The organism is Streptomyces sp. S.PB5 (assembly GCF_030403745.1).
Lineage (GTDB): Bacteria > Actinomycetota > Actinomycetes > Streptomycetales > Streptomycetaceae > Streptomyces.
Window position 1 is genome coordinate 537,061 of the sequence record NZ_JAQMWP010000001.1, and the last position, 22,066, is coordinate 559,126.

Sequence of the window (22,066 nt, forward strand, 5' to 3'; positions counted from 1 at the left end):
GCACAACATCCGCAAACAGGGGGGAGCCGCGCAGCGATGCGTACGGGCAGACACGTCACCATGCTCACCGAAGGCACCTACCCGCATGTCCACGGCGGCGTCAGCACCTGGTGCGACCAACTCGTCAAGGGCATGCCGGAGGTCGACTTCCACATCCTGTCGCTCACCGGAAGCGGCCGCGAACCCGTGACCTGGGAGCTGCCGCCGAACGTGTACCGCCACACCTCGGTGCCGACCTGGGGCCCGCTCCCGGGCCGCAGACACGCCCCGTACGGCAAGGCGAGGCGCCGCTTCATCGACTCGTACGAGCGTCTCCTGCTCGCCTTCCTGGACCCCGAGTCCCCCTGCGACTTCGGCGAGGCCCTCTACGAACTGGCCGGGCTCGCCCGTGACGGACGCCTGTCGGCGGCCCTGCGCACCGAGACGGCCCTGCGCTCCCTGATGTGGATCTGGACGATGCCGCACCTGCCGACGGCCGAGGCCAACCCCACGGTCCATGACGCCCTGACGGCGACCGACCTGCTGGAACACGCCCTGCGCCCCCTCGGCGTCCGCATCCCCGAGGACTCGGTCGCCCACGCGGTGAGCAGCGGCCTGGCCACCCTGCCCGCCCTCGCCGCCCACGAACTGGACGGCGTACCGTTCCTCCTCACCGAGCACGGCATCTACCTCCGAGAGCGCTACCTCGGCTACCGCTCGGACGCCCAGCGCTGGCCGGTGAAGGCCTTCATGCTCGGCTTCTACCGCGAACTCAACTCGCTCGGCTACCGGGCCGCGGACCTGATCACCCCGTGCAACCAGTACAACCGCCGCTGGGAGGAGCGCGGCGGCGCCGACGGCGACAAGATCCGCACGGTCTACAACGGCGTGGACCCGTCCGCCTTCCCCCATGCGGGCCCTGAGCCCGAGGTCCCGACCCTCACCTGGTGCGGCCGGGTCGACCCCATCAAGGACCTGGAGACCCTGATCCGCTCCTACGCCATGGTCCGCGCCGAGCTCCCGGAGACGAGACTGAGGCTCTTCGGCCCGGTCCCGCCGGGCGGCGAGGAGTACAGGACCAGGCTGGAGAAGCTCGCCGCCGAACTCGGCGTCACCGACGGACTCACCTTCGAGGGCCGCATCAACGAGGTGTGGCGGGCCTACGCGGCCGGTCACGTCGTCATGCTCTCCTCCATCTCGGAGGGCTTCCCGTTCTCCATCATCGAGGCCATGTCCTGCGGCCGCACGACGGTGTCGACGGACGTGGGGGGAGTGCGGGAGGCGGTGGGCGACACGGGTCTGGTGGTCCCGCCGCGTGAACCGGAGAAACTGGCGGCAGCAGCGCTGACTCTCCTCCGGGACGACGAACGACGCCTGAAACTCGGCGAGTTGTCGCGACAGAGGGTGATCGACCGCTTCACACTCCGCCGTTCCGTCGACAACTTCCGGACGATCTACCAGGAGCTCGCAGGCATGCCCGAGGTGTACGAGCCCACGCTCGAAACCGTCGCCGACTGGACCCTCGAACTGCGCGACCCCTGGTACGCCGCGGTCGCGACGGACGGAACCGACTGGTGAGCGGCTCCGTCTGGCTCCCCCCGGGCGCCCGCCCGGACACCGTCGCCGGCATCCCCCGGCAACGCACCCCGAGCTGGGCCGCACCGGACCCCATCGACGAACTGGCGGCCCGCCTCGAAGACTTCGTCGCCGCGGCCGTCCACCCCGACGAGATAGCCGCCCTCCTGGAATCCGACGGCATGTCGGACGACCAGATACGCGAGCGCTACGGCGTCAAGAACTCCTTCGCACTGGCCGAGGAGCTGTACGAGCGGGTCGACCGCCGCTACCCCGAACCGGACGGACCCCTCCACGACCCCTGGCAGGTCGGCCTGTTGGGCTGTCTGCTCCGGGGCGTGGTCTTCGCACTGCCGGGCTTCGGCTACGTCCTGGGCGCCCCCCTGATGACCGGCCCGAGAGACTTCGGCCTCCCGGCCGGCACGGTCCCCCTCCTCGCGGGCGCCCTCGTCGGCTGGACCTGGAACCAGGGCCTGGCGCATCGGGCGTACTCCTGGCTGGGCTTGGGAGACCGTACGGCGGCCAGACGCAGCCTGCTGCTGGGCGCCCCGGTGGGCGCGGTGCTGGGTGTGCTGGCCGCGCTGCTGGTGGCGGGCACGGGAGACGTGGCGGGCGTGGCTTTCGCCGCGGGCCAGTCCGTGTACCTGGGAGCGTCGACGGTTCTGCTGGTCCTGGGGCGCGAACGGGTGCTGCTGCTGGCGTTGTTGCCCATGGCGGGCGGGGCGGCTCTGGCCCTGGCCCACCCGGTGCCGGACGCAGCGAGACTCGTCCTGCTGCTCGGCTGCTTGGCGGCGGTGGCGATCCTGGGGCTGGTGGAGGTCCTGCCGCTGGGTGACGTACCCAAGGGCCGCAGGGTCGTATTCAATGTGCGGCTGCCGCGGCGCGGACGCGACAAGCCACGAACCACCCGCAGCCGCCGGACAACCATGGGCCCCCGTCTCTTCGCCTCCCTCCCCTACGCCCTGTTCGGCCTGGGAACCGGCGTCCTGGTGCTCTACGCGGCCCTGGACGACGCCCTGGCCGCGGTCGCCCTGACCCTCGGCATGGGCCCCGCGGAATGGCTGCTCCACCGCTTGCGCAGCAGCAGCCTCACCGGCCTCCGCAACTCCCGCACCCCGAAGGCCTTCTGGCGCACCACGGCAACCGCCCTGCTGGAATGCCTGGCCGCCTATCTGGCCATCCTCCTCGCCCTCGGCCTCGTCACCGACATCACCGGCGCCCATCTGGCGGCCCTGCTCCTCCTCGGCGTCGTCCTCTGGACCGGCCTGCTGCTCCAGTCCTTCGGCGCCATCCTCACCGCGACGGCGATCTGTCTCGCCGCGGCCTCGGCCCAGACGCTCGCCCTGCTGACCCACGCGGGCGACCACCACTGGATCGCCCTGACCGTCTACGGCACCGCGGCCGTCGCCCAAGCCGCCCTTGTCTGCGCCCTGTTGGGGAGAGTGACCGCCCACCGATGAGCAAGCTCCTGATCCCGTACTACGAGCACCCGTCCGTCCGCCCGGCCGAATGGGACGCGATCATCGCGGCCGCCCCCCGCCTCTACGGCGTGATCCTCAACCCGGCCAACGGCCCGGGCGACCACCCGGACGAGGCCTTCGCGGAGGTCGCCGCCCGCTTGCGCGCAGAAGACGTACGGGTGCTGGGCTACGCCGACACGGACTACGCCCGCAGACCACTCGCCGACGTCGTCCGTGACCTTGACCGCCACCGCGACTGGTACGGCACGGACGGCGCCTTCTTGGACCAAGTCACGTCAGGCCCCGAGGAGTTGGGCTACTACAGACACCTCGCCAGGGCAGCCGGCGGCACCCTCGCCCTCAACCACGGCACCCTCCCGCACTCCTCCTACGCCCGCATCGCCGACGTACTCGTCACCTTCGAGGGCCACTGGACGACGTACCGCCGACGACCCCCGCAGCCATGGCGCGGCAGTACGGACGTACGGCTGTGCCATCTCGTGTACGGCGTCCCGGAGGCCGTCGATCTCACGGCGGAAGGAGTGGACCTGTACTGCGCGGTACCCGGCGTAGGAGATCATCCTTGGGGTACGTTGCCCCACACTCTGGAGTCCGCTCGGTGAGACGCGTTTTCTGGCTGGTTCCTCTTCTCCTGCTGGCCGCCTGTACGACGACCCCGGACTCGAAACCCGGCCCGCGCTGGCAGCCGACCCCCGGCCTCGACTGGCAGTGGCAGCTGACCGGCAAGAAGATCGACACCTCCGTCGACGTCCCGGTCTACGACATCGACGGCTTCGACCAGCCCGAGTCGACGGTCAGCGCCCTGCACGACAAGGGCCGCAAGGTGATCTGCTACCTCTCCACCGGAGCGTGGGAGGACTGGCGCCCGGACGCGAAGAAGTTCCCCAAGTCGGTCATCGGCCGCAGCAACGGCTGGGAGGGCGAGTACTGGCTGGACATCCGCAAGACGGACGTCCTGGAGCCCTTGATGGCCGCCCGTATCGACATGTGCCGTGACAAGGGCTTCGACGCGGTGGAGCCGGACAACATGGACGGCTACGTCAACCGCACCGGCTTCCCCCTGAAGGCCTCCGACCAGCTCCGCTACAACCGGCTGATCGCCGAACTGGCCCACGACCGCGGCATGGCGGTGGGCCTGAAGAACGACCTCGACCAGATCCCGCAGCTGGTCGAGGACTTCGACTTCGCGGTCAACGAACAGTGCGCGGAGTACGACGAGTGCGACGCCAACACGCCGTTCATCGAGGCGGACAAGGCCGTCTTCCATGTGGAGTACGAGCTGCCGACGAGCGAGTTCTGCGCGGAGTCGAAGAAGCTGAAGCTGAGTTCGATGCTGAAGAAGTACGAGCTGGGGGTGTGGCGCCGGGCTTGCTAGGCGGCGGGTCAGCCGCCGAGCGAGAGCACGACCAGCGCGGTCGTGGCCGCCGTCTCCGCGAGGCCCCCGAAGACATCACCGGTGACCCCGCCGAAGCGGCGCGTGCAGTGCCGCAGCAGGAGCTCGGCGGCCCCGACGGCGACAACGACCGCCAGGGCCGTACGGACGACGTCGTACGGCCCGAACAGCGCGCCCGCCCCCGCGGCCGCCGCCACGACCGTCACGCCGACGGCCACCGCACCGCTCACCGGCACGACCCCCGCGACCGCCGCCCCCAGCCCCTCCGGACGGGCGGCGGGCACCCCGCTGCGGGCGGCCGACGTGAGCGCGAGCCGGGCCGCCGTCGCCGAGACGACCGCGGCCACCGCGCCCCACGCCCATGACTCGTCGTACGCCTGCGTCAGCGCCGCCACCTGCGCGAGCAGCACGAAGACCAGGGTGATCACCCCGAACGGCCCGATGTCCGACTGCTTCATGATCCGCAGCGCGTCCTCCGCGGGCCTGCCGCTGCCGAGACCGTCAGCGGTGTCGGCGAGGCCGTCGAGGTGGAGGCCGCGGGTGAGCACGGCGGGTACGGCGGCGGTGGCGACGGCGGCGAGCAGCGGGCCCGCGCCGAGGAACAGCAGCAGCACGCCGAGGGCGGCGGCCGTCGCGCCGACCACCAGCCCCGCCAGCGGAGCGCACAGCATGCCGCCGCGGGCCGCTTCACGGTCCCAGCGGGTCACCTTGACCGGGAGCACGGTGAGGGTGCCGAAGGCGAAGCGGAGGCCGTCGGGCCAGGGGTTCGAAGAGGACGCGGACACCGGAGGAGGTTACCCGGCGGTCAGAAATGCGTACGAGGCACCCATGGATAAAGTTCGCTTATGGGACATTGGCTGCAGCGGAACATCATCGAACCGGGCAAGCTCCCGCTGCTGCTCGCCCTCACCTCCTTCGTCGTCACCTTCCTGGTCACCCGGGTGATCACCCGCCTCATCCGCGCGGGCAGGGGACCGTTCGGCAACATCAGCTCGGGAGGCGTGCACATCCATCACGTGGTGCCAGGGGTCGTCCTGAGCGTCGTGGGCGGCTTCGGCGCCGTCGCAAGCGGCCGGCACGGCTTCGGCTCCGCCGTCTGTGCCGTCATCTTCGGCATCGGCGCGGGCCTGGTCCTGGACGAGTTCGCGCTGATCCTGCACCTCGACGACGTCTACTGGACGGAGGAGGGCCGCAAGAGCGTGGAGGTGGTCGTACTGACCGCGGCCCTGGTGGGCCTGGTGCTGTCGGGCTTCTCGCCCTTCGGCGTCAACGACCTGACGCAGGACGAGCTCCAGGACCGCGCCAGCGTGATCTCGACGGTCGCCGTCAACTTCCTCTTCGCCCTGGCCGTCCTGAGCAAGGGCAAGGCCCGTATGGCGATCTTCAGCGTGATCGTCCCCCTGGTCGGCCTGATCGGCTTCGTCCGCCTCGCCCGCCCCAACTCCCCCTGGGCCCGCCGCTTCTACCGCCGCCGCCCCCGAGCCCGAGCCAAGGCCACGCTCCGGGCCTACCGCCACGACCGCCGCTGGACGACCCCCCGCCGCAAACTGGAAGACCTCCTCGGCGGCAAACCGAACCCACGCGCCCTCCCGTGACACACCCCGGAGGCCGTACCGGCTTGCCCCGTTGCGGTTCACCGCTTCACCGCCCCGACCGCCCGCCGCCCCCCGTCGGCGGGCGGCGTCGGTGTCAGGTCAGAGCCCGGTCCCTGTGCCGGCGATGGCGTAGCGCCGAGATCCCGCACAGCATCAGCACCGCCGCGATGGCCGCCAGGTGCTCCTTGCCCGCGAGGTTGTTCTTCAGCAGTACCTCGACGACCATCGCGGCGATCACGACCCCCGCCGTGATGTACGCGCGGTACCGCCAGCCCAGGAACACCGCCAGCCCCACGACCGCCGCCGACGGGCCGGTGTCCACGACCTGTGCGTCCGTGAGCGGGAGGCCGAGCGGGCGGTCGGGGCCCAGCCAGATGCCGAGGCGGGCGTAGAGGGTGCCGGCGAGGGTGGCGGCGTAGGCGATGACCAGGGTGCGCCACCAGCCCAGGCAGATCTCCGCGATGCCGAAGACCAGCAGGAGCTGGGCCAGGGCGCCCCAGACGGGGAGGTCCAGGGCCGGTACGAACAGCGACAGGGGCGTCCTCAGCAGGGCCAGCCACAGCGGGTCCTCCGCCCGTACCGCCCCGATGTTCTGCACGAACTGATAGCCCCACGACTGGTTCTGCACGAACTGCAGCACCGCCGTCAGGCACACCGCCCCGATCGCCATCGGCGCCGCCCGCCACCGCCGCCGGACCAGAGGCCCGCGCACGGTGACGTACAGCGGTCCCCATTCGGTACGGGCCCAGCGGGCGATCCTGTCCATCGGCGCGTCTCCAGATGCGTGCGGTGCGGCCACCGGCCACGTCCGAAGACCGATCCGAACAGGGCGAAAGTTGAGCGACACCTACGTGATCTGGATCTCCCGGGCCTGACATACGCCTTCCCGGCAAACCGGCGACACCCACACAAAAGTGTCAGATTGACGCCCCTGAATTCCCCCGGGACTACTCCTCCTTCTCCGGCTCCTCGCCGGCCTCCTCTGCAACCGCCGGCTTCTCCGGCAGCTCAGCGGCCAGCGCCGCCGCGGCCTGCACCAGCGGCAGTGCCAGCAGCCCCCCGGCGCCCTCGCCGACCCGCACCCCGTGATCCAGCACCGGCTCGAGGGCCATCCGGTCCAGCGCCTTCGCCTGCCCCGGCTCCCCACTGTCGTGCGCGGCCAGCCACCAGTCCGGCGCCCGGAAGGCGATCCGCTGCCCGACCAGCGCACAGGCGGCGGTCACCACGCCGTCCAGCACGACCGGCATCTTCCGCACCGCACTCTGCAGCAGGAACCCGGTGATCGCGGCAAGGTCGGCCCCGCCGACCGTCGCCAGCAGCTGCAGCTGATCCCCGAGCACCGGCCGGGCCCGCCGCAGCGAGTCGCGGATCGCCGCGCACTTCCGCATCCAGGCGAGGTCGTCGATGTCCTCCCCGCCCCGCCCGGTCACCACGGACGCGTCGGTCCCGCACAGCGCGGCGACCAGCACGCCCGCCACCGTCGTACCGCCGACGCTCACATCGCCGAGCACCACCAGATCCGTACCGGAGTCGGCCTCCTCGTCGGCCACCGCGACCCCGGCCCGGAAGGCGGCCTCCGCCTCCTCCAGGGTCAGCGCGTCCTCGACGTCGACACGGCCGCTGCCGCGCCGCACCCGATGCCGTACGACATCCTCCGGCAGCGTGTCCGGCTCGCAGTCCAGCGCCATGTCCACGACCCGCACCGGCACCCCGAGCCGCCGCGCGAGCACCGACACCGGCCGCCCGCCCTCGAGGATCTCGCGCACCAACTCCCCGGCGCTGCCCGCCGGCCGGGCCGAGACACCGAGTTCGGCGATGCCGTGGTCGCCGGCGAAGAGAACCACCCGCGGCCGTTCGACCGGCCGCACCGGTACGGCGGACTGCGCCGCCGCCAGCCACTCACCCAGGTCGTCGAGGCGGCCCAGCGACCCGGGCGGCACGATCTGACGCTCCCGACGCGCCTCGGCGTCGCGGCGCACCCCACCGTCGGGGCGCTCGATCAGATCGGTGAAGTCGTCGAGATTAAGCGAGCTCATTCGCCGAACAGTACCGGCACCGGTCGAACAGGACGCCGCCACATGGTCACCACGCACACCCGACGTCGTTGCCCCCAAGATCCGGATCCCATACGTTCCGTTTTGCAGCGGATTGTCATACGTCTCAGGGAGCCCCCATGAAGCGCCTGCGCACCCGTGTCAACGACCTCGACCGCAGACGCCGTCACCGCTCGACGGCACGCGCGATCCTGCGGCTCCTCCCGGAACCGGAGAGCTGGCTGGACGTGGGAACCGGCGACGCCCGCTTCCCGGAGACGGCCAGGGAACTCTTCCCGTACACCTCCTTCGACGGCATCGACCCGACGCCCCGCGTGGAGCAGGCGAGGGAGGCCGACCGGGTGGAGGAGGCGTACGTCGGCAGCCTGACGGACGAACAGCTCGCGAAGACCCTGCGTGAGCGCTACGACGTCGTCACCGTCCGCCGCCCCCTGGACCCGGCCGGGGAACTCCACGCAGCACTCGGCGTGCTGCGCTCCGGCGGCTACCTCCTCCTGGAGAGCCCGGAGGCCCCCTCGCAAGGACTCCGCACGGAACTGGAGTCCCGGGGCTGCACGGTCCTCCCGGCCCCGACCCGCCGCCCCCACCCCTGGACACCCCACCGGGTCATCGCCCGCAAGGACCCCTCACCCGCGTAGGACGAGCGCCTGCCCCGCCACCACCAGCACCACCTGCTCGCACTCACCCGCGAACGCCACGTTCAGCCGCCCGAGTTCGTCCCGGTACCGCCGCCCGGAAGCGGTCGTCGGCACGATCCCCGACCCCACCTCGTTGGACACGGCGACCACGGTCCGCCGGGTCGCCCGCACCGCCTCCGTCAACTCCCGCACCCGCTCCCGCAGCGCCCGCTCACCCCCGTCGGCCCACTCCGCGTCGTCCCACGCCCCGACGGCGTCCATCGCGTCCGTCAGCCACAGCGACAGACAGTCGATGAGCAACGGCGGCCCGTCCTCGGCGAGCAGCGGCACGAGGTCGCAGGTCTCGGTCGTACGCCAGGACCCGGGCCGTCGCTCCCGGTGCGCGGCGACCCGGGCGGCCCACTCCCCGTCCCCGTTCCGCGTGCCGCCGGTGGCCACGTACAGCACCTCGGGAAACGCCTCGAGGCGCCGCTCCGCCTCCACCGACTTCCCGGACCGCGCCCCGCCCAGCACCAGCGTCCGCCGCGGCACATCCGGTACGTCCTCGTAGGCGCCGACGGCCAGCGTCGTACCGTCGGGCACGGCCCGCGCCCCCGCCGCCGCGAGCCGCCGCCGCAACTCGGTGCCCGGCGGCACGTCGTGGTCCAGATGCACGGCGATGACATCGGTGGTCGGCCCCACCGCCCCGACCGCCCGCAGCCTGGCGAGCGCGTCCGGCCGCCCCACGACATCGGCGAGGACCATGTCGTACATGTCCTTGGGGTTCTCCTCCAGCCCCGCCGGAGCGCCCCCGGGCGGCAGATACAGCAGCCGCTGCCCGTCCGGCCCGGTCACCGCGTACCCGGTCCCCGGCGCGTCCATCGCCACCGCCCGCACCCGATGTCCCGTCAGCAGCGCCAGCTCGCGCCCGTCCGGCACCCGTCCCGGCTGCGGCAGCCCGGCCGGCACCTCCACGGCAGGCCCGTCGTGCGGATGCGACAGCAGCACCTGACGCACCTGCCCCAGCGAATGACCGGCCCGGGCCGCCGCGAACGCCGCGCCGGGCGTCAGGTCGAGCAGCAGGGCCCCGTCGACGAGCAGCGCGGTGGCCGCCCGCGCATCGGCCCCGAGCGCCACCGCGCAGGCGGCACAGGGGCAGTCGGGCCGGGGGAGTCCGCGGGGAGCGCCGGTGCCGAGGAGAGTGAGTTCCACGGACCTGATTTTCGCTTGTCGGTGCAGGTGCTGCGCGTCCGGATAGGCTCATGGCAGGAGCCGGATCAAGATCCGGCTTCTGCTTTGCAGGTGTTCACACCAGGGAGGCGTACATGGCGGCATGGACGTGGGTATTCGAGAAGGCCGACGGGACGGAGGTCCAGCCCGCGGTCGCGCCTGAGGAGTTCACCACGCAGGGGGACGCCGAGTCCTGGATCGGGGAGGTCTGGAAGGACCTCGCGGAAGGCGGCGCGGATCAGGTGCACCTGTACGAGGACGGCACGAAGATCTACGGGCCGATGAGCCTGCACGCCGAAGAGGCGTAAGCACGAGGAAAGGGGCGGCCGGATCACAGGCCGCCCCTTCTCACTGCCCCGCTGCCCCTACTGCTCGCCCAGCGTCACATCCACCGTCTTCTCCGCCCCGTCCCGCGTGTACGTCACCGTCACCTTGTCGCCCGGCGCGTCCGCCGCCAGCGCCTCGGAGAGAGAAGTGACCGTCGTGATGTCGGTGTCCCCGAGCCGGGTGATGATGTCCCCCGCCTCGATACCGGCCTTGTCCGCGGCCCCGCCGTCCTTGACCTCGACGACCGCGACCCCGGCGGCCCGGTAGCTGTCGTCCACGACCGTACGGGCGGTGATGCCGAGCGCGGCCCGCCCGGAGTCGGTCACCCTGCCGTCTTTGATGATCTGGTCGGCGACGGTCTTCACCATGGACGACGGGATCGCGAACCCGATGCCCGGCGCCGCGCTGTCGCCCAGGCCGGGGTCGGTCGCGGCGAGGGTCGGGATGCCGATGACCTGCCCGTCGAGGTTGACGAGGGCGCCGCCGCTGTTGCCGGGGTTGATGGCCGCGGAGGTCTGCACCATGTTGGCGATGGTGGCCCCCGTACCACCGCCGGCGGGGCCCTCCGTGACGGTCCGTCCCGTCGCCGAGACAATGCCCTGGGTCACGCTGGAGGACAGCCCGAGCGGCGAGCCCATCGCCAGCACGATCTGCCCGACCTCGACCTTGGAGGAGTCTGCGAAGGCCGCCGCCCGCAGTCCGTCCGGCACCTGGTCCAGCTTGATGACGGCGAGGTCCTGCTCGGGGTAGGCGTAGACGAGCTTCGCGGTGAGCGCGGTCTCGCTGTTCGCGGTCGTCACCTGGAACGTCTTCTCGTCACCGACGACATGCGCGTTGGTGACGATGTGCCCCTTGTCGTCGTAGACCACCCCGGACCCCAGGTCACTGCTGGCCTCGATCTGCACGACCGACGGCAGGACCTCCTTGATGACCTTCGTGTAGTCGTCCTGGAGGTCGCCCGCTGCCATGGGGACGGCGGCCTGGGCGGTGGTGGAACCGGACTTCGACGAGGAGTCCTCCGAGCACGCGGACAGCAGCGCGAGCGAGCACGCGAGCGCGGCGACGGGCACGGCGAGACGGAGGGCACGGGCACGGGTGCGGGAAGCGTCCATGCCCCGAGTCTCTCCACGGGGTGAATGTCCGGCTTGTGCTGCTCACCCGAACGAGGGCACCCGAGCCCAGGGACCCGTACCGTCAGCCCCGCACCCCGCACAGATGCAGCAGCGCCGCGACCTGCCGATAGGGATCCGTCCGCCCGGCCCGCTCCTCGCAGGCCAGCAGCGTCTCCAGGTCGTCAGGGATCTCCGCGTCGTCCGCGGCGGTGTCGGTGAACACCCGCACCCCGTACCAGGCGTGCAGCGGCGCCCCGATCCCGGCCAGCGTCGCGGTGAGCGTCTCCAGCCGGTCGGCCCGTACGTCCATTCCGAGCCGGTTGGTGTACGAGACGGTGTCGAAGCCGCCGAGCGCACCGGTCCAGTCCCCGGCGAGCCCCGGCCGCATGGCCAGCGCGTCGCCGTTCCGCACGAGCAGCGAGACCAGCCCGCCCGGGGCCAGCATCCGCCCCAGCCCGGCCAGCAGGGCGTCCGGCTCCTCGACGTACATGAGCACGCCATGGCAGAGCACGACATCGAAGCTGCCCGGCAGGAAGTGCACGCCGGTGTCGCGGCCGTCGCTCTGGACGAGCCGCACCCGTTCCCGGATGCCCTCGGGTTCCGCGGCGAGGGCCTCGCGCGCGGCGGAGATCATCGCCGCGTCCTGCTCGACCCCGGTCACCTGGTGACCGGCCCGGGCCAGGCGCAGCGCCTGGGTGCCCTGTCCCATCCCGACGTCGAGCACACGCAACCGCTGCCCGACCGGAAAGCGCCCGGCTATCTGTTCGTCCAGCTGGCGGGCCACCAGCTCCTGTCGTACGACATCCCGCAGCCCGCCCAGCTTGCTCAGCCAGGCATCCGCCGCGCCCCCGGTGAACGGCGTAGTGCTCAGGGCCGCTCTCCGCGCTTGACCTGCGGCTTGGGCAGCCGGAGCCGACGCATCTGGAGGGAGCGCATGAGGGCGTAGGCGACCGCGCCCTTGCGGGACTGGTCGGGGAAGCGCTCGCCCAGCCGCTTGCGCAGGCGGAAGCCCGTGAGGACCGAGTCCAGCACGATCATGACGATCACGACGAGCCACAGCAGCAGCGCGATGTTCTGCAGCGAGGCCACCCGCACCATGCTCAGCACGAGGATGATCACGGCCATCGGCAGGAAGAACTCCGCCACGTTGAACCGCGAGTCGATGAAGTCGCGCGCGAACTTGCGGACCGGGCCCTTGTCACGGGCGGGCAGATACCGCTCGTCGCCGCCGGCCAGCGCCTGGCGCTGCTTCTCCAGCGCGGCGCGGCGCTCGTCGCGCTGCCGCTTGGCGGCTTCCTTGCGCGTCATCGACGTATTGGCCACGCTGCGGCGCTGCGACTGGGCCTCGCTCCGCTTGGGAGTGGGGCGGCCCTTCTTGGCCTCGGGGTGGCGGGTCTGCATGGAGTCGGTCACCGGCGCCTTGTCGGCGGGGGCCTTCTCGTCCTTGGTGGCACGGCTACGGAACACAAAACCCAAGGGTAAGGGGTGCCCGGGGTTGGACCCCAGCCCGGTGGGGAACGATCCGGCAACGCCAGTCGTCATGTAGGGGACGTAAGGGGACGGCCGGTGACCTACTGCTCACCCTGAAGGTCACCTACTCCCTACGCCGGAGCAAGGCCTTGGCCAGTCGTCCTTGGGGAGGAGCGCATCCGCCCCGGAACAGTGCGTCAATGGATGCAGGGCCCGTACTGTGGGTTCTGTCGCAGAGCTGGAGCTGGACTCGGTCAGAAGGGGGCGCGCGAAGCCCATGAGCGGTGTCATGAAGCGTATGGGGATGATCTTCCGCGCGAAGGCGAACAAGGCCCTTGACCGGGCCGAGGACCCGCGCGAGACCCTCGATTACTCGTACCAGAAGCAGCTGGAGCTGCTCCAGAAGGTGCGCCGCGGCGTGGCCGATGTGGCCACGTCCCGCAAGCGCCTGGAACTCCAGCTCAACCAACTCCAGAACCAGTCGTCCAAGCTGGAGGACCAGGGCCGCAAGGCGCTCGCGCTGGGCCGTGAGGACCTGGCCCGCGAGGCGCTCTCCCGCCGCGCCGCCCTCCAGCAGCAGGTGACGGACCTCGAGACGCAGCACGCGACGCTCCAGGGCGAGGAGGAGAAGCTCACCCTGGCGGCCCAGCGCCTGCAGGCGAAGGTCGACGCCTTCCGCACCAAGAAGGAGACCATCAAGGCCACCTACACCGCGGCCCAGGCCCAGACCCGGATCGGCGAGGCCTTCTCCGGCATCTCCGAGGAGATGGGCGACGTCGGCATGGCCATCCAGCGTGCCGAGGACAAGACGGCGCAGCTCCAGGCGAGGGCGGGCGCGATCGACGAGCTCCTCGCCTCCGGGGCCCTCGACGACCAGTCCGGCATGCACAAGGACGACATCCAGGCCGAGCTGGATCGCCTCTCGGGTGGTACGGATGTAGAGCTGGAACTGCAGCGCATGAAGGCGGAGCTGGCGGGTGGGCCGTCCGGTGGCCAGCAGGCCATCGAGGGCGGTTCGGGCGCACAGTCGCAGTCCCAGCAGCAGCCGCAGGACACCCCGCGCTTCGACAAGCAGTAGGGCCCACGCCTTAGGAGGGCGACATGATCGTCAGGATCATGGGGGAGGGGCAGGTGAGGCTGGCCGACAGCCACCTCACCGAGCTGGACAAGCTGGACGACGAGCTGTTGGCCGAGATGGAGAACGGCGACGGCCCAGGCTTCCGCCGCACCTTCGACGCCCTCCTGGCCAAGGTCCGAGAACTGGGCGACCCACTGCCGGACGACGCCCTCGAACCCTCGGACCTGATCCTCCCGGCCCCGGACGCAACGCTGGAACAGGTCCGGGACATGCTGAGCGACGACGGCTTGATCCCGGGCTGAGTGACTAAGCCCGTCGGCGGTCACTTCTTGACGCAGGCCCAGGAACTCAGCCCGTCCGGCGTTTGAGGACGAGGCCCCTTAAGGGCCGACAGCGGGGGTCTGGGGGCGGCAGCCCCCAGCAGGGGGCACCGGAAGCGCCGGGCAACCGCACAGGAAACCTACAGGTGACCCCCGTTCCAAGCCCCGCAGGGCACCCGTACCGTTGGCAGACGTGAGCACCCTCGACCGCGTCCGGCACCAGCTGAAGGCGCACCCCATGGCGCTGGACGCCCTGCTCGCGGCCGGCGTCCTCGGCTGCATGGTGGCCGGCTCGTTCGTGGACCCGCGGGGACCGGACGGCGTCACCTGGGGCTTCCGTACGCCGGCCCCGCTCAGCCTGGTCCTCATCGGACTCAGCGCCGCCGCTCTGGTCTTCCGACGCCGCGCCCCGATGACGGTGCTCGCCCTCACTGGCTCCTTCTCGATCGTCGAGTGCGTCACCGGGGACCCCCGCGCCCCCGTCGCCATGGCCGCGGTGATCGCCCTCTACACCGTCGCCTCCACCACCGACCGCCCCACCACCTGGCGCGTCGGCCTGCTGACGATGACCGTCCTCACCGCCGCCGCCATGCTCGGCGGCCCCCTGCCCTGGTACGCCCAGGAGAACCTCGGCATCTTCGCCTGGACCGGCATCGGCGCCACCGCGGGCGACGCGGTCCGCAGCCGCCGGGCCTTCGTGCAGGCCATCCAGGACCGCGCCGAGAAAGCCGAACGCACCCGCGAGGAGGAGGCCCGCCGCCGGGTCGCCGAGGAGCGGCTGCGGATCGCCCGTGATCTGCACGACGTGGTCGCCCACCACATCGCCCTGGTCAACGTCCAGGCGGGAGTGGCCGCGCATGTCATGGACAAGCGGCCCGACCAGGCCAAGGAGGCCCTGTCCCACGTACGTGAGGCCAGCCGCTCCGCGCTCAACGAACTCCGCGCCACCGTCGGTCTGCTCAGACAGTCCGGCGACCCCGAGGCACCGACCGAGCCCGCCCCGGGCCTGAACCGCCTCGACGAACTCGTCGGCACCTTCCGCAGCGCCGGACTCCATGTCGAGGTTGCCCGCGCCGACGCCGGCACCGAACTCCCCGCCGCCGTCGACCTGGCCGCCTACCGCGTCATCCAGGAAGGCCTCACCAACGTTCAGAAGCACGCCGGTACGGAGGCGAAAGCCGAGGTCAGCGTCGTCCGGGTGGGTCCGAACATCGAGATCACCGTCCTCGACAACGGCGCGGGGAAGGATGACGACCCCGAGAACGGCGGCGGCCACGGCCTCCTCGGCATGCGGGAACGCGTCACCGCCCTGCGCGGCACTCTCACCACCGGTCCCCGCTACGGCGGCGGGTTCCGCGTCCATGCGATCCTGCCGGTCAAGACCCGCAGCCGCGCCGCCGACGACGCCGTATGACCCCCGATGACCCCCGTATGACGAGGCCGTGGAACTCCCGCGCACCCCGCGGCAGTTGTCGTGACACCAAGCCGTAGCAGCGAACCCCCTGCCGCAGAGGACCCCGTATGACCATCCGCGTCCTGCTCGCCGACGACCAGGCCCTGCTCCGCAGTGCCTTCCGGGTGCTCGTCGACTCCGAGCCCGACATGGAGGTCGTGGGCGAGGCGTCCGACGGCGCGGAGGCGGTGCGGCTGGCCCGGCAGGAGCGCGCCGACGTCGTGCTGATGGACATCCGGATGCCCGGCACCGACGGTCTCGCCGCGACCCGGATGATCAGCGAGGACCCGTCGCTGGCCCATGTCCGGGTGGTCATCCTGACGACCTTCGAGGTCGACGACTACGTCGTGCAGTCGCTGCGCGCCGGCGCCTCGGGGTTCCTCGGCAAGGGCAGCGAACCCGACGAGCTGCTCAGCGCCATCCGGATCGCGGCGGGCGGCGAGGCGCTGCTCTCCCCGGCCGCCACCAAGGGCCTGATCGCCCGCTTCCTCGCCCAGGGCGACGGGGCGGAGGAGGCCGCCGACCCGGCCCGCACCGCCCGCCTCGACGCCCTCACCGTCCGGGAGCGCGAGGTCCTCGTCCAGGTCGCCGGCGGGCACTCCAACGACGAGATCGCCGAACGGCTCGAAGTCAGCCCGCTCACCGTGAAGACGCACGTCAACCGGGCCATGGCCAAGCTGGGCGCCCGGGACCGGGCACAGCTCGTGGTGATCGCGTACGAGTCGGGGCTGGTACGTCCAAGGGTGGACTGAACTCCACCCGGGCGTACTGCGGCCGGAGTATGCGCCGGATGAGGAATTGGACCTGGGGGCTACGAAACACCCGCCCCACAGGACACAGGGTGTAGGGGCCGCTTCTGCCGCTCACAGAATTGAGATCCCTGACCCATGTCCTGGCTGTCGAGATTCAGCCTCGCGCAACGTGCCCTCATAGGCCTGATGTCGATCATCGCGCTCGCCTTCGGAGCGATCGCGATTCCCCAGCTCAAGCAGCAGCTGCTGCCCTCCATCGAACTGCCGATGGTGTCCGTGCTCGCCCCCTACCAGGGCGCCTCCCCGGACGTCGTCGAGAAGCAGGTCGTCGAGCCCATCGAGAACAGCCTCGAAGCCGTCGACGGCATCGAGGGCGTCACCTCCACGGCCAGTGAGGGCAACGCCCTGATCATGGCGTCCTTCGACTACGGCCCCGACACCAAGCAGCTCGTCGCCGACGTCCAGCAGGCCGTCAACCGGGCCCGCGCCCAGCTCCCGGACGACGTCGACCCGCAGGTCGTCGCCGGTTCCACCGACGACATGCCGACCGTCGTGCTCGCCGTCACCTCCGACAAGGACCAGCAGGCCCTCGCCGACCAGCTCGACAAGACGATCGTCCCGGACCTGGAGTCCATCGACGGCGTCGGCCAGGTCACCGTCGACGGCGTCCGTGACCTCCAGGTCACCGTCACCCCGGACGACGCGAAGCTCGCGAAGGCGGGCCTGACCTCGGCCGCCCTCGCGCAGGCCCTCCAGGCGGGCGGCGCGACCGTCCCCGCCGGTTCCTTCGACGAGGCCGGCGCCAACCGCACCGTCCAGGTCGGCGGCGGCTTCACCTCGGTCGGGCAGATCCAGGACCTGATGGTCACCGGCGAACCCGGACGCAAGCCCGTACGCCTCGCCGACGTGGCCACGGTCAGGCAGGAGCAGGCCCCGGCCGACTCCATCACCCGCACCGACGGCAGGCCCAGCCTCGCCGTGATGGTGACGATGGACCAGGACGGCAGCGCGGTCTCCATCTCGAACGCGGTCGAGGACAAGCTCGCCGACATGCAGAAGGACCTGGGCTCCGACGCGACCGTCACGGTCGTCAGCGACCAGGGCCCGGCGGTCGCCAAGGCCATCGAGGGCCTGACCACCGAGGGCGCGCTCGGTCTGCTCTTCGCGGTCCTGGTGATCCTGGTCTTCCTGGCGTCGGTCCGCTCCACCCTCGTCACGGCGGTGTCGATCCCGCTGTCCGTGGTCCTCGCGCTGATCGTGCTGTGGACCCGCGACCTCTCCCTCAACATGCTGACGCTGGGCGCGCTCACCATCGCCATCGGCCGGGTCGTCGACGACTCGATCGTGGTCCTGGAGAACATCAAGCGCCACCTCGGCTACGGCGAGGAGCGCCAGGAGGCCATCCTCAAGGCGGTCCGCGAGGTCGCCGGAGCGGTCACCTCCTCGACCCTCACCACGGTCGCCGTCTTCCTGCCGATCGGCCTGGTCGGCGGCATGGTGGGCGAGCTGTTCGGCTCCTTCAGCCTCACGGTCACGGCCGCCCTGCTGGCCTCGCTCCTCGTCTCCCTGACGGTCGTCCCGGTCCTGTCGTACTGGTTCCTGCGCGCCCCGAAGGGCACCCCCGAGGACGCCGAGGAAGCCCGCCGCCTCGCGGAGGAGAAGGAGGCGAAGAGCAGGCTCCAGCGCCTGTACGTCCCCGTCCTGCGGTTCGCGACCCGGCGCCGGCTGACCAGCGTGCTGATCGCGGTCGTCATCCTCGTCGGCACGTTCGGCATGTCCGGTCTGCTCAAGACCAACTTCTTCGACCAGGGCGAGCAGGAAGTCCTCACCGTCAAGCAGGAGTTGAAGCCCGGCACCAGCCTCGCGGCCACCGACGAGCAGGCGAAGAAGGTCGAGAAGCTCCTCGCCGGCACCAAGGGCGTCAAGGACTACCAGGTCACCATCGGCTCCTCCGGGTTCATGGCGGCCTTCGGCGGCGGCACCGACACCAACCAGGCCTCCTACTCCGTGATGCTGGAGGACTCGGCGGCCTCGGACGACGTACAGGACCGCATCGAGGCCGGACTGAAGAAGCTCGACGGCATCGGTACGACGACCATCGCGGCCGGTGACGGCTTCGGCAGCCAGGACCTCAGCGTGGTCGTGAAGGCGGCCGACGCGGACGTCCTGCGCGAGGCGTCGGAGGAGGTCCGCAAGACGGTCGCCGGCCTGGACGACGTGACGGACGTGACCAGCGACCTGGCGCAGAGCGTGCCGCGCATCTCGGTGAAGGCCAACTCCAAGGCCGCCGCGGCCGGTTTCGACGACCAGACCCTCGGCGCCGCCGTCACCCAGGCGGTCAAGGGCACCATGGCGGCCAAGGCGATCCTCGACGACACCGAGCGCGATGTCGTCATCAGGTCGGCGAGGCCGGCCCAGACGCTGAAGGAGCTGCAGGAACTGCCGCTCGGCCCGGTGAAGTTGGGTGACGTCGCCACCGTGAAGCTGGTGGACGGCCCGGTCTCGATGACCCGGATCGACGGCCAGCGCGCCGCCACCATCACCGCCAAGCCGACCGGCGACAACACGGGCGCGGTGAGCGCGGACCTCACGTCCGAGCTCGACGCCCTGAAGCTCCCGGAGGGCGCCACGGCCTCGATCGGCGGAGTCACCTCGGACCAGGACAGCGCGTTCAAGAACCTGGGCCTGGCGATGCTCGCGGCGATCGCGATCGTCTTCATGCTCCTGGTCGCGACCTTCCGTTCGCTGGTCCAGCCGCTGATCCTGCTCGTCTCGATCCCCTTCGCGGCGACGGGCGCGATCGGCCTGCTGATCATCACGGACACCCCGATGGGCGTCCCCGCGATGATCGGCATGCTGATGCTCATCGGCATCGTGGTGACCAACGCGATCGTGCTGATCGACCTGATCAACCAGTACCGCAAGCAGGGCTGTTCGACGGTCGACGCGGTCATCGAGGGCGGCCGCCACCGGCTCCGCCCGATCCTGATGACGGCCCTGGCGACGATCTTCGCCCTGCTCCCGATGGCCCTCGGGGTCACCGGCGAGGGCGGCTTCATCGCCCAGCCGCTCGCGGTGGTCGTGATCGGCGGCCTGATCACCTCGACCCTGCTGACCCTGCTCCTGGTCCCGACGCTCTACACGATGCTGGAGCTCCGCAAGGAGCGCCGCGCGAAGAAGCGGGCCCTGAAGCGGGAGAAGAAGGCGGAGGTACCGGCCCAGCCGGAACCCGCCGGCGTGTGACGACGGCGACGGCCGGGTTCTGGATCTGCGACACTCCGGAACCCGGCCGTCGGCGTTTCCGCGTTATGTATCTTGTGGCTCGAACTGCTTTACGGTGAAGGGGATCCCGGTCGTGCCACTGCACAAGGACGACCCGAAAACGGTCGGCGGGTACAAGCTGGTCGACCGGCTCGGCTCCGGAGGCATGGGCGTCGTCTACTGGGGCAGATCGCGCTCGGGCCGTGACGTGGCCGTCAAGGTGGTGCACGCCCAGTACGCGGAGGACAGGGTCTTCCGCGCCCGCTTCCGCCAGGAGATCGAGTCCGTCCGCAAGGTCAGCGGCGCCTTCACCGCACCCGTGGTGGACGCCGACCCGGAGGCGGTACGCCCCTGGATGGCGACCCAGTACGTCCCCGGCAGCTCCCTCGCCGAACGCATCCGCGACCACGGCGCCCTCAGAGGCACCCAACTGCGGCGCCTGGCCCTGGGGTTGGTGGAGGCGCTGCAGGACATCCACCGCGCCGGAGTCGTCCACCGCGACCTCAAGCCCGCCAACGTCCTGATGGCCGAGGACGGCCCCCGCGTCATCGACTTCGGCATATCCCGCGCCGCCGAGAACCACCAGACCCTCACCGAGACCGGCCAGATGATCGGCACCCCGCCCTTCATGTCACCGGAACAGTTCACCGACGCCCGCACGGTCGGACCCGCCTCGGACGTCTTCTCGCTCGCCGCGCTCCTGGTCTACTCGGCCACCGGACGCGGCCCCTTCGACGCCGACAGCCCCTACATGACCGCCTTCCGGGTCGTCCACGAACCGCCCGGGCTGGACGGCGTACCACCGAAGTTGCGCGCGGTCCTGGAGCGCTGTCTGGTCAAGGACCCCGCCGAGCGCCCCCAACTGGACGTCCTGGCCAAGGAGTTCGCGGAGGCACTGCCCGAGTCCGACCCGATGGACATGGACACCGCGACCCTCACGTCGGCCGGCCTGAGGACCGTCGAGGAGACCTACGTGGGGACCGGGCACGCGTCGCCCGCGAAGCGCACCCGGGGCGGGGGCCCGGCGCGCCGCAGGGTCCGCCCGCTGCTGACGGCGGTCTGCGCGGTGGGTGCGCTGATCCTGGGAACGGGGTGGTACCTGGCGTTCGGACCGGGCTTCCCGGAAGACGACCCGGCCGAGGATCCCGCCTCGGTCGAGGACTCCCGCTTGGTGGCGCTCCCCGCCGACTGGCAGCCCTGGCGGTCGACGACGTTCGCGACGGCGGAGCGGGGCGAGATCAACGCGCTGGTCAAGGAGGGTGGGGACGCGGGCGAAGCGACCTGCCGGCGCTACGAGAACGCGGTCTACTGCGCGGGCAACAACATCCTCCCGGTCCGCCTGGACGGCCGTACCGGCGCCACCGTCTGGCGTTCCGCTCTCGCGTCCTCGGCCGAGGACGCGGACGCGCGGCAGCGGCGCGACATCTTCCAGCTCCTCGGGGTGCAGGACGACACGATGCTCCTCCAGCACTCCGTCTTCGAGGGCGCCAAGGGCGTGGCGGCCAGCATCGTGGCCCTCGACACCGAGAGCGGCGAAGAGCGGTGGTCCCGGCCGAGGAACAGCGTGAGCGTCGACCAGATCCTGTCCGGCGACCTCGTCATGACCCCCGACGTCACAGGCAAGCTGGTGACGGCCCGTTCCGTGCGCACCGGCGCCGACCGCTGGACCGCGGAGCTGCCCTCCGACGACTACTGCCAGTTCACGACGGCCGGCACCCGGCTGTACGCGCACTGCTTCCCGGACGCCGAGAGCGAGGACGCCCTCCTCCTGGAGCTGGACAAGCGCGACGGATCGGTGCTCCGGCGGCTGAACACCCCGCACGCGAGCAGCCTGCTCGGCGCCGTCGACGGCCGCCTGGTCTTCGTCGTCGGCGGCGAGCTCGGCCCGGCGCGCCCCCAGGACCTGACGTTCGGCGCGGTCTGGCTGCTCGACCCGGACACCGGCAAGGGCACCGCGACGAAGCTGACCCGGACCTACGACGGTTCGGTGCGGATGGCCGCCGACACCCTGTGGATCGCCCAGGCCAACGGCAAGGTGGCCGCCGTGTCCCCACTGACCGGCAAGCTCCTGTGGCAGACCGGGACCAGTGTCGAGGGCTCGGGCCAGCCCACGTACGACGGCGCGACCCAGACCGTGTACGTGGCCAGCATCAGCGGCCGGGTCGCGGCCCTCGACCCCAACGACGGCACCCTGCTGTGGGAGTCGGGCGCACAGGCCGACCGCACCGCCGAGGGCGACTCGACCAGGTCCATGGTGCTGCCGTACGGCGGCGCACTGGTCGTGAGCACCCCGGACGGCACGGTCTTCAGCCTCGACCCCGCGGCCCCCGAGGACGAACCCGCCTCGGGGTGACGACAGGGCGGTGACA

The 22,066-nt window shown here is 71.2% G+C and carries 20 protein-coding genes; 13 read left to right on the top strand and 7 right to left on the bottom strand.

What is annotated here, in order from left to right; genetic code table 11:
* Nucleotides 1-36: 36 nt before the first annotated feature.
* From pelF to PH203_RS02420, 4 genes are read left to right on the top strand one after another with little or no spacing between them, the layout of a single operon-like run.
* On the top strand, nt 37-1,557 hold the full coding sequence (pelF, locus tag PH203_RS02405) for a GT4 family glycosyltransferase PelF (RefSeq protein WP_289915484.1): 1,521 nt from the start codon (nt 37-39) through the stop codon (nt 1,555-1,557).
* Nucleotides 1,554-3,014 (top strand): hypothetical protein, encoded by a 1,461-nt coding sequence (locus PH203_RS02410; protein ID WP_289915487.1) that lies wholly within the window; start codon nt 1,554-1,556, stop codon nt 3,012-3,014. The genes pelF and PH203_RS02410 overlap by 4 nt, the downstream gene beginning before the upstream one ends.
* The gene (locus tag PH203_RS02415) at nt 3,011-3,637 is read left to right on the top strand and encodes a spherulation-specific family 4 protein (protein WP_289915489.1); all 627 of its coding nucleotides are present in this window, start codon (nt 3,011-3,013) and stop codon (nt 3,635-3,637) included. Before PH203_RS02410 ends, PH203_RS02415 begins: the two co-directional genes overlap by 4 nt.
* Nucleotides 3,634-4,410, top strand: coding sequence for an endo alpha-1,4 polygalactosaminidase (locus PH203_RS02420; protein WP_289915491.1), 777 nt, complete (start codon nt 3,634-3,636; stop codon nt 4,408-4,410). The genes PH203_RS02415 and PH203_RS02420 overlap by 4 nt, the downstream gene beginning before the upstream one ends.
* A gap of 8 nt (nt 4,411-4,418) precedes the next feature.
* Here PH203_RS02420 and PH203_RS02425 read toward each other — a convergent pair whose 3' ends face one another.
* Nucleotides 4,419-5,213, bottom strand: coding sequence for an adenosylcobinamide-GDP ribazoletransferase (locus PH203_RS02425; protein ID WP_289915494.1), 795 nt, complete (start codon nt 5,211-5,213; stop codon nt 4,419-4,421).
* Between the two features lie 60 nt (nt 5,214-5,273).
* Here PH203_RS02425 and PH203_RS02430 point away from each other — a divergent pair, with 60 nt between their 5' ends.
* Nucleotides 5,274-6,023, top strand: a complete 750-nt coding sequence (locus PH203_RS02430) for a hypothetical protein (protein WP_289915496.1) — start codon at nt 5,274-5,276, stop codon at nt 6,021-6,023.
* 94 nt (nt 6,024-6,117) lie between these two features.
* Here PH203_RS02430 and PH203_RS02435 read toward each other — a convergent pair whose 3' ends face one another.
* On the bottom strand, nt 6,118-6,789 hold the full coding sequence (locus tag PH203_RS02435; RefSeq protein ID WP_289915497.1) for a hypothetical protein: 672 nt from the start codon (nt 6,787-6,789) through the stop codon (nt 6,118-6,120).
* 181 nt (nt 6,790-6,970) lie between these two features.
* Nucleotides 6,971-8,059, bottom strand: a complete 1,089-nt coding sequence (gene cobT, locus PH203_RS02440; protein ID WP_289915500.1) for a nicotinate-nucleotide--dimethylbenzimidazole phosphoribosyltransferase — start codon at nt 8,057-8,059, stop codon at nt 6,971-6,973.
* 137 nt (nt 8,060-8,196) lie between these two features.
* Between cobT and PH203_RS02445 the strand changes: the two genes are divergently transcribed.
* Nucleotides 8,197-8,715, top strand: coding sequence for a methyltransferase domain-containing protein (locus PH203_RS02445; protein WP_289915503.1), 519 nt, complete (start codon nt 8,197-8,199; stop codon nt 8,713-8,715).
* On the opposite strand, the gene PH203_RS02450 is transcribed toward PH203_RS02445, so the two are convergent.
* Nucleotides 8,704-9,906: a bifunctional adenosylcobinamide kinase/adenosylcobinamide-phosphate guanylyltransferase gene (locus PH203_RS02450; protein ID WP_289915505.1), complete on the bottom strand. Its 1,203-nt coding sequence runs from the start codon at nt 9,904-9,906 to the stop codon at nt 8,704-8,706. The two genes, PH203_RS02445 and PH203_RS02450, sit on opposite strands and share 12 nt — an antisense overlap.
* A 113-nt stretch (nt 9,907-10,019) precedes the next feature.
* Between PH203_RS02450 and PH203_RS02455 the strand changes: the two genes are divergently transcribed.
* Complete coding sequence (locus tag PH203_RS02455; protein WP_289915507.1) at nt 10,020-10,232, top strand: hypothetical protein; 213 nt, start codon at nt 10,020-10,022, stop codon at nt 10,230-10,232.
* A gap of 57 nt (nt 10,233-10,289) precedes the next feature.
* Here the strand turns inward: PH203_RS02455 and PH203_RS02460 are convergent, their stop codons facing one another.
* From PH203_RS02460 to PH203_RS02470, 3 genes are all read right to left on the bottom strand, one after another.
* Nucleotides 10,290-11,363 (bottom strand): trypsin-like peptidase domain-containing protein, encoded by a 1,074-nt coding sequence (locus PH203_RS02460; protein ID WP_289915509.1) that lies wholly within the window; start codon nt 11,361-11,363, stop codon nt 10,290-10,292.
* An 82-nt stretch (nt 11,364-11,445) separates the two neighbouring features.
* Nucleotides 11,446-12,147: a methyltransferase domain-containing protein gene (locus tag PH203_RS02465; protein ID WP_289915511.1), complete on the bottom strand. Its 702-nt coding sequence runs from the start codon at nt 12,145-12,147 to the stop codon at nt 11,446-11,448.
* Nucleotides 12,148-12,230: 83 nt separating this feature from the next.
* Nucleotides 12,231-12,905 carry a DUF3043 domain-containing protein gene (locus tag PH203_RS02470; RefSeq protein ID WP_289915513.1) on the bottom strand — a complete coding sequence of 225 codons (675 nt, stop codon included), beginning with the start codon at nt 12,903-12,905 and terminating at the stop codon, nt 12,231-12,233.
* Nucleotides 12,906-13,131: 226 nt separating this feature from the next.
* Between PH203_RS02470 and PH203_RS02475 the strand changes: the two genes are divergently transcribed.
* From PH203_RS02475 to PH203_RS02500, 6 genes are all read left to right on the top strand, one after another.
* Nucleotides 13,132-13,911, top strand: a complete 780-nt coding sequence (locus PH203_RS02475) for a PspA/IM30 family protein (protein WP_289916604.1) — start codon at nt 13,132-13,134, stop codon at nt 13,909-13,911.
* A 23-nt stretch (nt 13,912-13,934) separates the two neighbouring features.
* Complete coding sequence (locus tag PH203_RS02480) at nt 13,935-14,213, top strand: hypothetical protein (RefSeq protein ID WP_289915514.1); 279 nt, start codon at nt 13,935-13,937, stop codon at nt 14,211-14,213.
* A gap of 211 nt (nt 14,214-14,424) precedes the next feature.
* Nucleotides 14,425-15,645, top strand: a complete 1,221-nt coding sequence (locus tag PH203_RS02485; RefSeq protein ID WP_289915516.1) for a sensor histidine kinase — start codon at nt 14,425-14,427, stop codon at nt 15,643-15,645.
* A gap of 107 nt (nt 15,646-15,752) precedes the next feature.
* The gene (locus PH203_RS02490) at nt 15,753-16,436 is read left to right on the top strand and encodes a response regulator transcription factor (protein ID WP_289915519.1); all 684 of its coding nucleotides are present in this window, start codon (nt 15,753-15,755) and stop codon (nt 16,434-16,436) included.
* Between the two features lie 135 nt (nt 16,437-16,571).
* Nucleotides 16,572-19,679, top strand: a complete 3,108-nt coding sequence (locus PH203_RS02495; protein WP_289915522.1) for an efflux RND transporter permease subunit — start codon at nt 16,572-16,574, stop codon at nt 19,677-19,679.
* A gap of 112 nt (nt 19,680-19,791) precedes the next feature.
* A complete protein-coding gene (locus tag PH203_RS02500) occupies nt 19,792-22,050 on the top strand; it encodes a serine/threonine-protein kinase (protein WP_289915524.1) in 2,259 nt (752 codons plus the stop codon).
* Nucleotides 22,051-22,066: the final 16 nt, after the last annotated feature.